This window comes from Faecalibacterium hominis (ex Afrizal et al. 2022) (assembly GCF_049545105.1).
GTDB lineage: Bacteria > Bacillota > Clostridia > Oscillospirales > Ruminococcaceae > Faecalibacterium > Faecalibacterium duncaniae.
The window spans coordinates 1,613,037-1,626,424 of the sequence record NZ_CP186860.1; the positions used below are offsets into that span (position 1 = coordinate 1,613,037).

Annotated in this window: 10 protein-coding genes; all 10 read right to left on the reverse strand. The window is 61.0% G+C overall.

Annotation, left to right across the window (positions count from 1 at the left end):
- Positions 1 to 12 precede the first annotated feature (12 nt).
- A complete protein-coding gene (locus ACKXGA_RS07780; RefSeq protein ID WP_097771608.1) occupies positions 13 to 1,287 on the reverse strand; it encodes an O-acetylhomoserine aminocarboxypropyltransferase/cysteine synthase family protein in 1,275 nt (424 codons plus the stop codon).
- A gap of 223 nt (positions 1,288 to 1,510) precedes the next feature.
- Positions 1,511 to 2,167, reverse strand: a complete 657-nt coding sequence (locus ACKXGA_RS07785; RefSeq protein WP_097771607.1) for a methionine ABC transporter permease — start codon at positions 2,165 to 2,167, stop codon at positions 1,511 to 1,513.
- Positions 2,164 to 3,177, reverse strand: coding sequence for a methionine ABC transporter ATP-binding protein (locus tag ACKXGA_RS07790; protein ID WP_097771606.1), 1,014 nt, complete (start codon positions 3,175 to 3,177; stop codon positions 2,164 to 2,166). Before ACKXGA_RS07790 ends, ACKXGA_RS07785 begins: the two co-directional genes overlap by 4 nt.
- 150 nt (positions 3,178 to 3,327) lie before the next feature.
- Positions 3,328 to 4,254, reverse strand: coding sequence for a MetQ/NlpA family ABC transporter substrate-binding protein (locus tag ACKXGA_RS07795; RefSeq protein ID WP_423729225.1), 927 nt, complete (start codon positions 4,252 to 4,254; stop codon positions 3,328 to 3,330).
- 455 nt (positions 4,255 to 4,709) lie between these two features.
- Positions 4,710 to 6,512 carry a molecular chaperone DnaK gene (dnaK, locus tag ACKXGA_RS07800; RefSeq protein ID WP_423729226.1) on the reverse strand — a complete coding sequence of 601 codons (1,803 nt, stop codon included), beginning with the start codon at positions 6,510 to 6,512 and terminating at the stop codon, positions 4,710 to 4,712.
- Positions 6,513 to 6,609: 97 nt separating this feature from the next.
- Positions 6,610 to 7,671, reverse strand: coding sequence for an SseB family protein (locus ACKXGA_RS07805; RefSeq protein ID WP_423729227.1), 1,062 nt, complete (start codon positions 7,669 to 7,671; stop codon positions 6,610 to 6,612).
- A gap of 127 nt (positions 7,672 to 7,798) precedes the next feature.
- The gene (locus tag ACKXGA_RS07810) at positions 7,799 to 8,431 is read right to left on the reverse strand and encodes a helix-turn-helix domain-containing protein (protein ID WP_423729228.1); all 633 of its coding nucleotides are present in this window, start codon (positions 8,429 to 8,431) and stop codon (positions 7,799 to 7,801) included.
- 418 nt (positions 8,432 to 8,849) lie between these two features.
- Positions 8,850 to 9,836, reverse strand: coding sequence for an Ig-like domain-containing protein (locus tag ACKXGA_RS07815; RefSeq protein ID WP_423729229.1), 987 nt, complete (start codon positions 9,834 to 9,836; stop codon positions 8,850 to 8,852).
- Positions 9,837 to 10,086: 250 nt separating this feature from the next.
- A complete protein-coding gene (rbr, locus tag ACKXGA_RS07820) occupies positions 10,087 to 10,626 on the reverse strand; it encodes a rubrerythrin (protein ID WP_097771602.1) in 540 nt (179 codons plus the stop codon).
- A gap of 134 nt (positions 10,627 to 10,760) precedes the next feature.
- On the reverse strand, positions 10,761 to 13,376 hold the full coding sequence (locus tag ACKXGA_RS07825; RefSeq protein ID WP_423729230.1) for a cell envelope biogenesis protein OmpA: 2,616 nt from the start codon (positions 13,374 to 13,376) through the stop codon (positions 10,761 to 10,763).
- Between the last annotated feature and the right edge of the window lie 12 nt (positions 13,377 to 13,388).

A 13,388-nucleotide genomic window follows, 5' to 3' on the forward strand; every position in this document is an offset into this window, starting at 1 on the left:
CCCGTTTGCCTTTTAAATTTTATCCAAAGCCTGTGCGATATCTGCGATCAGATCCTCAGCGCTTTCCAGACCGCAGCTCATGCGCACCAGCTCTGCGGGCACACCGGCGGCTTTCAGCTGCTCATCGTTCATCTGGCGGTGGGTGCTGGAAGCCGGGTTCAGGCAGCAGGTGCGGGCATCGGCCACATGGGTCTCAATGGCGGCCAGCTTGAGCTCCTTCATAAAGGTGCTGGCAGCTTCGCGGCCGCCGGCCAGACCAAAGCTGACCACGCCGCAGCTGCCATTGGGCAGATACTTTTCAGCCAGTGCGTGGTAGGGGCTGGACTCCAGGCCGCAGTAATTCACATAGGCCACCTTGGGATGGCTTTCGAGGAACTTTGCCACGGCCATGCCGTTGGCGCAGTGGCGCTGCATCCGGACATGCAGGCTTTCCAGGCCGAGGTTCAGCATATAGGCATTCATCGGGGACTGCATGGAGCCGAAGTCCCGCATCAGCTGAGCCGTTGCCTTGGTGATAAAGGCACCCTCTTTGCCGAAGCGTTCGGCGTAAGTGATGCCGTGGTAGCTGTCGTCCGGGGTGCACAGGCCGGGGAACTTCTCGGCGTGGGCCATCCAATCAAACTTGCCGCCGTCCACGATGGCACCGCCCAGCACTGCGCCGTGGCCGTCCATATACTTGGTGGTGGAGTGGGTCACGATATCCGCGCCCCACTCAAAGGGGCGGCAGTTGACCGGCGTGGGGAAGGTGTTATCCACGATCAGGGGCACGCCGTGGGCGTGAGCAGCCTTGGCAAACTTCTCGATATCCAGCACGGTCAGGGCGGGGTTGGCAATGGTCTCGCCGAACACCACCTTGGTGTTGGGCCGGAAGGCAGCGTTCAGCTCCTCCTCGGTGCACAGCGGGTCCACAAAGGTGGCCTCAATGCCCATCTTCTTCATGGTGACGGAGATGAGGTTGAAGGTGCCGCCGTAGATGGTGCTGGATGCCACGATATGGTCACCGGCCTCGCAGAGGTTGAACAGGGCAAAGAAGTTGGCTGCCTGACCGCTGGAGGTCAGCATGGCGGCGGTGCCGCCCTCCAGCTCGCAGATCTTCTTGGCCACAAGGTCACAGGTGGGGTTCTGCAGGCGGGAGTAGAAATAGCCGTCGGCTTCCAGGTCGAACAGCTTGCCCATATCCTCGCTGGTGGCATATTTGAAGGTGGTGGACTGGATGATGGGGATCTGGCGGGGCTCGCCATTGCCGGGCGTATAACCGCCCTGCACACAGATGGTATCACGGTTCATTGCAACATACTCCTTTACTGGGTTTGTCCGAATAGTACAATTCCCCGCAGGAGCACATGCCTCCGGCGGGGAATTGAAACGTTGAATTTTACTTCCCGTCCGGGACGAAATGAGGAGGGAACTCCTTCCGTCAAAGCCTTTCGGCTTTGCCACCTCCCTCAAAGAGGGAGGCTTTAAGGCTCCCTCTCCGAGGGAGCTGGCGCACGAAGTGCGACTGAAGGAGTTACTTCCTCAGCCGCTTATCGCTTCTGGTGGCCCAGAAGGTGCCAACGGTCTGGAAGATCTGCACCAGCAGCACCAGCAGGATGACGCAGACGATCATAATGTTGGTCTGGTAGCGGTAGTAGCCGTAGGAAAGGGCGATCTTGCCCAGACCGCCGCCGCCGATGACACCGGACATGGCCGAGTAACCCAGAATGGTGGTCAGGGCCGTGGTCATGCTGGAGATCAGGCCAGGCAGGCACTCGGGGATCATTACCTTGGTGATGATCTGGAAGGGGGTCGCACCCATGCTCTGGGCGGCTTCCACCACACCCTCATCCAACTCGCGCAGGCTGGTCTCCACCAGACGCGCCACAAACGGGAAGGCCGCCACCACCAGCGGGACGATGGTGGCCTTGGTGCCTACGGTGGTGCCCACGATGATACGGGTCAGCGGAAAAACGCAGATCATCAAGATCAGGAATGGCACGCTGCGCAGGATGTTGATGATGATATTCAGCAGGTGCATCAGCCAGCCGGGCAGGGGCAGAATGCCGTCCTTATCACCGGCCACCAGCAGCACACCCAGCGGCAGGCCGATGACCAGAGAGAACGCGGTGGAGAGCACCGTCACATAGAAGGTCTCCCAGATGGCAAAGCCATAATCTGCAATGGTCATTCTCCGGTCACCTCCTCCACCGTAATGCCGGGCTGTGCCCGCATATAGGCAGCAGCCTGTTTTGCTTCGTCCAGGTCAGCGGGCAGCTTGAGCAGCATGGAGCCGTAGCACTGGCCGCTCAGGTCGCGGGTATCGGCGCTGAGCACCGACACCAGAATGCCCTTTTCAGCGGCAAGGCTTGCCACCAGCGGTTTTGCGGCGGAAGAACCGTTGAAGGTCACACGCACCACATGATCGTCCGGCGCAAAGCTGGACAGGTCGCGGGCGGCGCTGCCGCCGTTGGGAGCCACCAGACGCTTTGCCGCGGCGGTCTTGGGATTGGCGAAGATCTCCTTCACCTCGCCCTGTTCCACCACAACGCCGCCGTCCAGAATGGCAACGTGATCGCAGATCTCCTCCACAACGCTCATCTGATGGGTGATGACCACCACCGTGATGCCCAGCTTCCGGTTGATGTCCTTGATCAGGGTCAGGATGGAGTGGGTGGTGTTGGGGTCCAGCGCGCTGGTGGCCTCATCGCAGAGCAGAACCTTGGGGTCAGTTGCCAGTGCGCGGGCAATGGCAATGCGCTGCTTCTGACCGCCGGAGAGCTGGGCCGGGTAGGCGTTGGCCTTATCGGGCAGACCCACCATTTCCAGCAGTTCCTTGGCGCGCTTTTCGGCTTCCTCTTTCTTCACACCTGCCAGCTCCATGGGGAAGCAGATGTTCTTCAGGCAGCTGCGCTGCATCAGCAGGTTGAACTGCTGGAAGATCATCGTGATCTCCCGGCGGCGCTGACGCAGCTGGGCAGGCGTGAGCTTTTCCATCTCCACGCCGTCAATGACCACGCTGCCCTCGGTGGGGCGCTCCAGCAGGTTGATGCAGCGCACCAGCGTGGATTTGCCCGCGCCGGACATGCCGATGATGCCGTAAATCGAACCATCCGGGATGGTCAGGCTGATGTCCTTCAGCGCATTCACTGCGCCGTCCTTCATCTGGAAGGTCTTGGAAAGGTGTTTGATCTCGATCACAGAAATTGCTCCTTGCTGTTGAATAAACTCCTTCAGTCAAATCCTTACGGATTTGCCAGCTCCCTCATGGAGGGAGCCTGAAACAGAACGGTCAAGCAAAGGCCCCCTCCCCGAGGGGGCTGTCACCGCAAGGTGACTGGGGGAGTTCGCTTAACCCTCGATCGGGCTCAGGTCACTCTGCTTGCCGCCGTAGATGCCCATGGGCTCAACGTGGATGCCTGCAACGGAGACCAGGTGGGTGCCCTTCTCCTCATTGAAGTTGTCCAGGTAGGGCTGATGCTGGAAGTAGTTGGTGTCGCACTGGCCATCCTCAACGATGGTGTTGGGGATCACGTAGTCATCGTACTCCTGGATGTCCAGCGTAATGCCCTTGTCGGCCAGGATCTGCTTGCAGACCTCCAGGATCTCGCAGTGGGGGGCGGGGGTGGCAGCGCAGCTGACAGTCTCACCGTTCAGTGCGTCATAATCGATGGAAGGATCATAGCCGTCAGTGGGGTCCTCCACAACAGAGACCACAGCGCCGCCGTAGCTCTCGGTCATAAAGTCCTTGACCTGCTGGCTCTGCAGGGCAGCGATCAGAGCCTTGATCTTGGGCTCCTCCTCATTGCCTTCCTTGCAGACCAGAACGTTGACGTAGGCAGAGGTGCCATCCTCCATGGCCAGAGCGTCGGTCATGGGGTCCAGACCGGCAGAGATGGCGTAGTTGGAGTTGATGACAGCGTAGTCCTCATCCTGCAGGACGTTGGGCACCTGAGCAGCCTCGACCTCGTCCACATTGACGTTCAGGGGGTTCTCCTCGATATCGTTCTTGGTGGCGGTCAGGCCTGCATCTGCCTTCAGCTTGAAGAAGCCGTTCTTCTCCAGCAGGGTCAGAGCGCGGGCCTCGTTGGTGGTGTCGTTGGGAACCGCGACCTTGATCTTGTCCAGCTTGGCAGCGGTGGAGGCAGCCTCAGAGGATGCAGCACCGGAAGCGGCAGAGCTTGCGGTGGAGGAAGAGCCGCCGCAGGCGGTCAGGGCAGCGGCAGCAGCGGCCACGCCGGAAACTTTCAGAAAATTACGACGAGTGATCTTAGACATTTTGTTTTCCCTCTCTACTTTTACAAAAAATGTTTTTGTGCGGTGCGGCACAATCCGCACCCTTTGCACCGGAAGCAAAATAAAAAACGCTTCCGTCCTCAGCGGGCATACACCCACAAGGACGAAAGCGTAAAACTTCCGTGGTACCACCTTGGTTTACTGTCCCCTCACAGAGGCAGCCTCACTGCTGCGGCGTTTTGCAACGCGACAACCGGACGCTGTAACGGGCGCTCCCGTCGCAGGCTTAGCACTCTTGCACTTCGCCCCCGCGGCTCCGAGACCATTTTCAGCCCCCTGTTTCCTGCCCTTTTCCACCGCCCGGGCTCTCTGGAAGGATCAATGCGAAAACCTACTCTTCTCTTCACAGCCATTTTTGTGATATTGCATACATAATACCCCACTCTTCCGGGTTTGTCAACCCTTTCAACGAAGTTTTTCAGTAGGGAATTGCCTGCTTACTGCCGGCCGGCATCCTGCTCCGTGCTGTACAGCACCATCAGGTGGTTGGCGCTGGCTTCCAGCTGGGATTTTGCCTGACGGAGGTTCGCCTCCTCGGTCTCGTTCATCTTTTCGGGCTTATCCTTGCGCAGGCAGCGGCGCAGGCCGGCAAGGTCATTCCTGACTCGGTTCTTCTCGTCCTTATCCAGCTCTTTTTTACACTTGGAGAGGGCTTCATCCACCTTGTAAGCCAGCATCTCGGCCTGATTGTGGAGTTCCAGCCGCTCCCTGCGGCGGGTATCCTCCTCCTCGTAGGCGGCGGCATCGGCCATGGCGCGCTGGATCTCGTTCTCAGAAAGATTGGTGCTGCCGGTGATGGTGATGTTCTGCTCCCGGCCGGTGCCCAGATCCTTTGCAGACACCTTGACCACGCCGTTCACATCAATGTCAAAGGTGACCTCGATCTGGGGCTTGGAGGAGAAGCCGGAGCGGATGCCGGTGAGCTTGAATTTGCCCAGGCTCTTGTTGTCGCGGGCAAAGTGGCGCTCGCCCTGCAGCACATTGATCTCCACGCTGGTCTGCATGGGGCGGGCCGTGGTAAAGATCTGGCTCTTGCGGGTGGGGATCATACTGTTGCGGGTGATGAGGGGGGTGGCCACGCCGCCCAGCGTCTCAATGGACAGCGTCAGCGGGGTGACATCCATCAGCACAAGGCCCTGCGCGGCCGCACCAGTGGCACCGGCCAGCTTTCCGCCGCCCTGCAGCAGACCGCCCTGCACGGCGGCACCCATGGCCACGCATTCATCGGGGTTCAGGGTATGGCTGGGCTCACAGCCCAGCAGCTCCCGGACCTGCCGCTCCACAGCAGGCATCCGGGTGCTGCCGCCCACCAGCAGGACTTTGCCCAGCTGGCTGGCGGAAATCCCGGCATCCCGCAGGGCGTTCTGCACCGGCTGAACGGTGCGGGCCAGCAGGTCACCGGTCATCATCTCAAACTGGGGGCGGCCCAGGCTCAGATCCAGATGGTGGGGGCCATCCTTGCCCACCGCGATAAACGGCAGGTTCAGCTGGGCGGAAAGCGCACTGGAAAGCTCCTTCTTGGCCTTTTCCGCTTCCTCCTTCAGGCGGCCCATGGCGGCGGGGTCCTTGGTCAAATCGATGCGGTCAGATCTGCGGAACTCCGCCACAGCCCACTCAACGATGCGCTCGTCAAAGTCATCGCCGCCCAGATGGGTATCGCCGCCGGTGGCCAGCACCGTAAAGGTGCCGTCCTCGATCTCAATGATCGAAACATCAAAGGTGCCGCCGCCCAGATCATAGACCAGGATCTTCTGGGGAGCTTCGTTGTCCAAGCCATAGGCCACCGCGGCGGCGGTGGGCTCGTTGATGATGCGCAGAACATTCAGGCCCGCAATGCGGCCCGCGTCCTGAGTGGCCTTGCGCTGGCTGTCGTCAAAATAGGCAGGCACGGTGATGACGGCCTCGGTCACCGGTTCGCCCAGGTAGCTCTCGGCATCGCGGCGGATCTTGGTCAGGATCATGGCGCTGATCTCCTGCGGGGTCAAGTCCCTGCCATCGATATGAACCCGGTGATCAGAACCCATGTACCGCTTGATGCTGGACACCGTGCGGCCTGAGTTTGTGGCGATCTGGCGCTTTGCCGCGCCGCCCACCAGACGCTCGCCATCCTTGGTAAAGGCCACCACGCTGGGGGTGGTGCGCTCGCCTTCGGCGTTGGTGATGACCACAGGCTTGCCACCCTCCACCACCGCCACGCAGGAGTTGGTGGTACCAAGATCGATTCCGATCACTTTGCTCATAGTGCTTGTCCTCTTTTCTTCGGCGCAGAATATTTCCTTGAATATCTTACCGGTTTCCTATGACGATTTCTTAGAACAAATGTAAAGAAACTGTGTTTCAGGCATTTTTATCGTCGGCCAGCAGCTGATCCGTCAGCAGTTCAGCCTCCCGCAGCCAGTCGGCAGCATCCGTTTCGCCCTCGGCCTGCAGGATCCGAAAGCCCTGCACGGCCTCCGCCACCTGCAGCAGCGCCTTTTTGCGGGAGAGGTACTGGGTCTCGTACTGGGCAAGACGCAGGCAGACCTGCGGGGTGTAGGCGATGTCCGGCACCTCCCGGGCAGCGCTCTGGGCGCGGCGGTAGTATTGCAGGGTCTCCGCCATCTCCCCACCCGATGCGGCACAGTCATCCCCCAGGGCGATCATGGCCTGCACCTCCCCGGCCTGTGCGGCCTTTTTCCACATCCGCCGGGCCTGGGTCTTATTCTTCCGGGCACCCCGGCCATAATACAGGCAGTCCCCCAGGGCAGAAAGCGCCTCTGCGCTGCCCGCCTCGGCGGCGGCAGTGTAGCGGGCCGCTGCCTCCGGCCAATCCCCGGCCCGGGCGGCGGCGTGCCCGGCTTCCAGCTCCTGAGCGCCGGTGTTATCGCTCCCCCGCTCCGATCTCAGCAGCCCGCTGAGCAGGGAGACATCCAGCGTGGCAGAGCTTGTCCACGGGTCCAGCACCACACCATCGATGCCGTCCGTTTCCAGCGCATACTCCATGGCGCTGCGCAGACTGCGCTCCACCATGGGGCGGGTGGCGCTGGCCTTTTCCGCCTCGGCGTTCTTTACCGAAGTGAACAGCGGCAGATAGTGCCGCTCTTTCCGGGCGTGGAGCAGCCAGGGCGGCAGGCCCTCAGCCCGCTCCTCCGGAATGGGCAGATGCGCCCAGGGGGCGGCCCCGCTCTGGGGGTCCACCGCCGCATCCAGCGGAACCAGCACCTTGGTCTGCAATTCCAGCGCATAGTTCAGGGCGTTCATCAGGCTCCAGAAATGTTCCTCGTTCTGCTCCCGGTACAGCCGCGCCACGGCCTCCTCCACAAACGGGCAGCCTGTGCCCACCGGCCCGTACTGCGGCGCAGTCCGCTTTTTTCCGCTGCCCACCGGCCGGAAGCGCCGACCGCCCATGTTGTATGCCATTTATCTCACCCTTCTTTTTCATCAATAGGATAAGTATAGCAGGAATCCGCAAATTTCACAATATTTTCCCGCAGGCAGCCGAACGCAGAAACAGCAGGCGGCTGCACATGGCCGTCTGCTGTTCGGTTCACTCTTCTGCCGGTTTTGCCGCATCGTCCAGATAGTCCTCGATGCTGCCGATGCTGTACCGGTTCTCGTTGGCTTCCACGCTCCGTACACTGGCATCGTAGCAGGCTTCCAGAATGGGCATCACTGGCTGCTGGCCCTCCGGGTCGGTCAGATGACCGATGGCCCGGGCCTCATAGTAGTTGTCGATGATCTGGTTCACGATCCGTTTGCGGTCACGGAGCGGAGTCTGCAGGTTGGCCAGCTGCTCCTGCCGGATGCCGCAGCTGTTGCTGCCGTGGTCACCGAACAGGATGTAATACTCCTGCTCGATCTCCAGCGGTGCAGCCTGATGTAGGTAATAATCCGCCAGTACCCGCCGCTTTTTCTCCGTGCTGAAGCCCTTGATATCCTCCATGCCGCGCGGAAAGAGTTCCGGATGCCGGATCCACATTTCATAGGGCCCCACCGGCAGGTGCAGAGTATCGAATACATCCAGATAATCCTCCAGCGCAATGCGGATCTCGCCCCGCTCCCATTTCTGAATGGTGCGCTTGTCCCGCCCCAGCATATCCGCAAGCTCCTGCTGGAATCTGCCCGCCACGTTCCGGGCAAAGGCAATGGCTTCCCCGATTCGGTTCCTGTAGTTGGTCATATTCTTTCCCTCCTGACACACACTTGTCCACCAGGCATTCCAACGTCTGGCGACATAAAATACTTTCCTCTGGATAAAAGGATAATGGTTTGTCCCGCCTTCTGTCAAGAGTTGCAAATTCAATCACTTCACGTCAAATTTTTGTTAAATGTGTCATTCAAGCCGGACAGCCGCCTTTTTTGTAGAGATTTCGCCGCTCTGTGGGGCAGCCGCTCCCTGTCTTAAACAACATTCGGGCCATTTTGTCCTTTTTCACCTGCCGGAGGCGGCCGGATGTGTCATGTACATCACACCATGCAACGCAAAATATTTTTTGAAAAAAATTCCTCTTCGGCAAGTTTTTCCCAGCGCATCCGTTTTCATACACGCAAAAACCGCCCATAGCCGTCAAAAACAGCCATAGGCGGGTGCTTTTTCTTTATGCCAGTTTATTCAGCCTTACGGCAACGTAGGGGTCAGGGAGCTTGAGCTCGTCAGCAAGGTCGGCTTCAGATTCGTACTTCTCCGCCGCCATGCCCACCACAACGCTGCACACGTCAAAGCGTCCGGCGGGCGAAAGAGCCGTGACCTTAGCTTCTCCGTCGGCAATGGCGGTCACCACGCCATCCGCATCCACGGTAACGACACCGGGGTTGCTGCTGACCCATGTAATGGGCACACTGCCGCCGCCTTCCACCGCAACGGTGGCCGTCAGGCGCTCCTGGGTGCCCACGGTGCGGAGCAGCAGGTCACTTTTGTTCAGGGTCACCTTGCCGATATCCGAAGTCACCGTGACGCTGCACCGCAGAGCCTGGCCGTTGGAGACCATTGCCGTGATGGTGGTGGTGCCCGCCGCCTGAGCCGTGACAAGGCCCTTGTCGCTGACTGTGGCAACCTCAGGGTTGCTGCTCATCCACTGGTAGACATAGAGGAAGGAGTGGTCGCTGTTGGTCAACTGGAGCTGATGGGTGGGGTGCAGGTCATTGTACTGCAGCACAAGGCTCAGGCTGGTGGTATCCAGCGTGGGCTTTTTTCTGGCTGCTTCTTCATTTTTGCGGGTCACGGTCACCTTGCAGGCGGCACGTTCGCCGTGGTCGGAGATGGCGGTGATGATTGCGGTGCCAGCATTGCGGCCCGTCACCTTGCCGTCGCCATCCACCGTGGCAACATTGGAGTTGCTGCTCATCCAGACGATGAAGTAATAATCGCTCTGGCCGCTGGTGTACAGGTAGCCCTTGGGGCGGGGGTCATCATCGGTGATCTCCAGCTCCATCTCGGTCAGCTCCAGTTCCAGCTTGGAGCCGGTTCCGGTCAGGCCTGTCAGCACACCGGGCGCGGCCTGCGCGGGCAAAGGGACAGCCAGCAGGGCCCCGCTCAGAGCCAGCAGGGCCAGAAGCCGCCCCGCGGTTTGGAATTTCCATTTCATTGGGTCGAACTTCCCTCCTTGTTTCATCCCATGGGATCAAAGGAATGCCGCACACATGGAAAAATTTCGCGTCCATGATTTTTCTCACTATTGATTTATTTTACACGTCCGGCCAATGTGGGTCAAGTTTTTCGCCCAAAGTGCTGTGCTTTCGCACCCGATTTCGTGGACTATACCAGTTTTTCCGGAAAATTTTGTGCAAAAAGAACGCCGCAGTCCCGGCGTGGGAGCTGCGGCGTTCCGGACAGGATCAATAATTGTGCTTTTTCAGCTCAAAGTAGCTCTGGGGATGTGCGCAGACCGGGCACTTCAGGGGAGCCGACTTGCCGATATAGGTGTAGCCGCAGTTCCGGCACTGCCAGACCTGCTGCTCTTCCCGGGCAAAAACCTTGTTGTTCTTCAGGTTCTCGGCCAGCTCACGGTAGCGCTCCTCGTGCTCTTTCTCGATCTGCGCCACCATGGTGAACAGGGCAGCCAGCTGGGTAAAGCCCTCTTCCTTGGCCTCTGCGGCCATCCGGGGGTACATCTCGGTCCACTCGTCGTGCTCGCCGCCGGCTGCCATTTCCAGGCAGGTCATGGTATCGGGGATGGAGCCGCCGTTCAGGGCCTTGAACCACATCTTGGCGTGCTCCTTCTCGTTGGCAGCCGTCTCCTCAAAGATCGCTGCCAGCTGCTCATAGCCCTCCTTCTTGGCCACGCTGGCGAAGAAGGTATACTTGTTGCGGGCCTGGCTCTCGCCTGCAAAGGCTTCCCACAGGTTTTTCTCGGTCTTGGTACCCTTGAGTTCCATATTCATGCTCTCCTTTTGTTTGTGCGGTGTATCATTTCGCCGCCGGTGACCGCCGGGGCGTTCCTTCTGCACTGATTATACCAGAGTTCCGAATTGAAATCAAGAATAATTCCTATTTATTTTGAGAATATCTCTCAGTTATGCTGTTTCAGAGCGCAGACTGCAATGCTCAAAGCGCTCCATGCCGCCTGATACATCAGGACAGCGGCCACCGACAGGGTGCCGATGCTGCCCGCGTAGGTCAGCAGAACACCGATGACCACCGAGAACCAGACCGAGACCATCTGCACCGTGGTGGCGCTCGTCTCGGCGTTCTGGGCCTTTTCCGCCGCGCGCAGACCGCCGATCAGGCTGGCAAAACCTTTATCATGCAGCATACAGCAGCGGGCGGTCTCGTCCGGCCGGGCTGGGGTCAGCGCGCTGCACTGCTCCTGATCCAGCAGAGTGATCATCCCCTCGGGCAGATGGTAAGCCTCGGTGATGTGGCGGGCCGTCAGGCTGGGGTCCTCACAGGTGACCAGCAGGCGGATGTTCTCCCGCTGCAGCACCTCCAGACCGCGGGCGGCGTTGCGGCCGCCCACATAGTGGAGCACGAACATGGCGTGCAGGCTTCCGGAAACAGCCAGATACAGGATCTGCAGCGCGCCGTTCTGGGAGTGCTCATCCTCGTACTCCTGCTCAGGCAGGGGCACGCCCTCCCGCTCCATGTACAGCCGGTTGCCGATGAGCACCCGGTTGTTATCGCACCAGGCGGCAAAGCCAAGGCCGTGGTGGACCTCCAAGTCCTTCACAGGGTACAGGATCTCGGTGCGGTCCTCGATGATCTGGCGGAACAGCCCCCGCAGGGTCTCGCAGCTGTGGTTGAGGATGCTGGCCGCATAGAGGATGGCACGGTCGATGCGGCCGCCCTTGAAGATGCGGATGTCCTCCAGATTCACGCTGTCGGCGGTAAAGAGCTCGTCGGCATCCACCTGCACGGTGTCCACACCGCCCAGCTCCTCAATGGCAGCCCAGCCGGGCACCACGGCACCGGCGGCGGCGGCGGTCTTTTGCAGGCGCAGAGACGCGATGCCCGCAACCAGGGTGGAGGACAGCGGTGCACCCATGCAGAGCATGGAGGTCAGGGCTGCGGCCATGCCGTTGGGCCCGCCGCCAAACAGCAGGAACACCAGCCCGCTGAGCACGGCGGCACCCAGCAGGATCAGGGCTGTCTTGCGGGCGCGGCGCTCACTGGCGCGCTCCCCGAAGCTCTGCTCCACCAGCGCCTCGTCCCACTGGACAGGGCGGCTGAGCAGCACCCAGGGGTCTTTCTGATCCAGACTCCGGGCCAGCACCCGGATCAGATCCTTATCCCGGACACGGAATGCGCCCTGCAGCCCCTCGGGGGATCGGGCGGCGAGGTCGTAGCCGTTTCTGACGGCAGTCAGCAGGACACGGCTGCCCAGCAGGGCCAGGAACAGGCCCAGTGCGGCCACACCGGAAAGCAGCGTCCAGCTGGAGTTCTGATAGCTCTGGGCGTTGAGCAGGGCGACCACAGCCTGCACCAGCGCACCGCAGGCAGCCAGCGCCGGCATGGTGTCTGCACTGGGGCGGCCCTTGAGACCCTGCAGGCCATCCCGCAGGACAGGCCAGCCCACAGCCAGCGCACCGGCCAGAAAGAGCAGGTTGGCAGCATAGAACGCCGCCGGGGCGATCACGGGGTCAAGGGAGGCCACAGGGGCCAGCAGCCCCTCGGCAACAAGGCCAAAGTGGAGCAGTACCACGGCAAGGATGCCCTCCAGCACACACCGCAGCGTCAGCTCCGCGCCCATCCGGCGGAGCTTCTCCCCCACCTGCTCGGGCGTTTCCGGCTCGGTTTCTTCTTCAGGCTTCTCCGCAGCCTCCGGCGCGGCAGGGGCCGCTTCCTCAGCAGGCTGGGCCGGGGTCTCCTCTGCCGGGGCGGCAGGCCGGGCGGGTGCTTCGTCCTCTTCCAGCCCCATCAGCGGCAGGCTCATGCTGTCGTCCTTGCTGGGGGCCTCGGTGCGGGTAGGGGCCTGCGGCTCGTTCTCGTCCGCGCCCTTGCCAAAGAACTGGAAAGCCGTTTCCGGTTCCGGCTCAACCTCTGGCGCGGCTTCCGGGGCAGACTTCGCCTGCTTTACCGACTGATCCTCGGCAAACACCATGGGGATGGCCGGGCCCTCAGGCGCTGCGGGAGCTTCCGGCTCCACGGCCAGCACCTCTTCGGGGGCATCCTGCACCTCCTCCACCGGGGCGGGCTTGGGGGTGCCATAGAGCATGGCCTTGAGTTCGGCCATCTCTGCATCCTCCTGCTGCTCCTGCGGGGTCAGGGGTTCCCGGCGGCGGGGCGGCTCCGGCTTTTTCTCGGGCTGGGGTGCGGGCCGGGGTTCCGGCTTCGGCGCTGCGGGGACTTCCGGCGCGGTGGGCAGAGCCACAGGCTCTGCTTCCTCCAGCTCTCCGGGCTCCAATGCCAGCTCCAGGCCGGCCTCGGCTTCTTCCTCATGGCCCAGCACGATCTCACCCGTGGGCGGCAGCTCATTCTGCACGGCCGGGGCGGCGGCAGGCTCCTCTTTGTCCTTTTCGCGGTGAAAGAGTTTGCCCAGCAGGCTGCCGGTGCTCTCCTTTTCCTCATCGCGGCGCTTCATCTCTTCGGGCACCTGTGCCACGCTGGTGCTGAAAAACGTGCGGAACTTCTCGTTCTGCGCATCGATCTCTTCCTGTGTCAGCTCTTTGCGCTTATCATCCTTTGGCATCCTAGTCCCTCC

Excerpts from the sequence above, each read along its gene's own strand:
- ACKXGA_RS07815 (WP_423729229.1), bottom strand. The coding sequence starts at position 9,836 with ATGAAATGGAAATTCCAAACCGCGGGGCGGCTTCTGGCCCTGCTGGCT.
- ACKXGA_RS07780 (WP_097771608.1), bottom strand. The coding sequence starts at position 1,287 with ATGAACCGTGATACCATCTGTGTGCAGGGCGGTTATACGCCCGGCAAT.
- ACKXGA_RS07795 (WP_423729225.1), bottom strand. The coding sequence starts at position 4,254 with ATGTCTAAGATCACTCGTCGTAATTTTCTGAAAGTTTCCGGCGTGGCC.
- ACKXGA_RS07805 (WP_423729227.1), bottom strand. The coding sequence starts at position 7,671 with ATGGCATACAACATGGGCGGTCGGCGCTTCCGGCCGGTGGGCAGCGGA.
- rbr (WP_097771602.1), bottom strand. The coding sequence starts at position 10,626 with ATGGAACTCAAGGGTACCAAGACCGAGAAAAACCTGTGGGAAGCCTTT.
- dnaK (WP_423729226.1), bottom strand. The coding sequence starts at position 6,512 with ATGAGCAAAGTGATCGGAATCGATCTTGGTACCACCAACTCCTGCGTG.
- ACKXGA_RS07810 (WP_423729228.1), bottom strand. The coding sequence starts at position 8,431 with ATGACCAACTACAGGAACCGAATCGGGGAAGCCATTGCCTTTGCCCGG.
- ACKXGA_RS07825 (WP_423729230.1), bottom strand. The coding sequence starts at position 13,376 with ATGCCAAAGGATGATAAGCGCAAAGAGCTGACACAGGAAGAGATCGAT.
- ACKXGA_RS07785 (WP_097771607.1), bottom strand. The coding sequence starts at position 2,167 with ATGACCATTGCAGATTATGGCTTTGCCATCTGGGAGACCTTCTATGTG.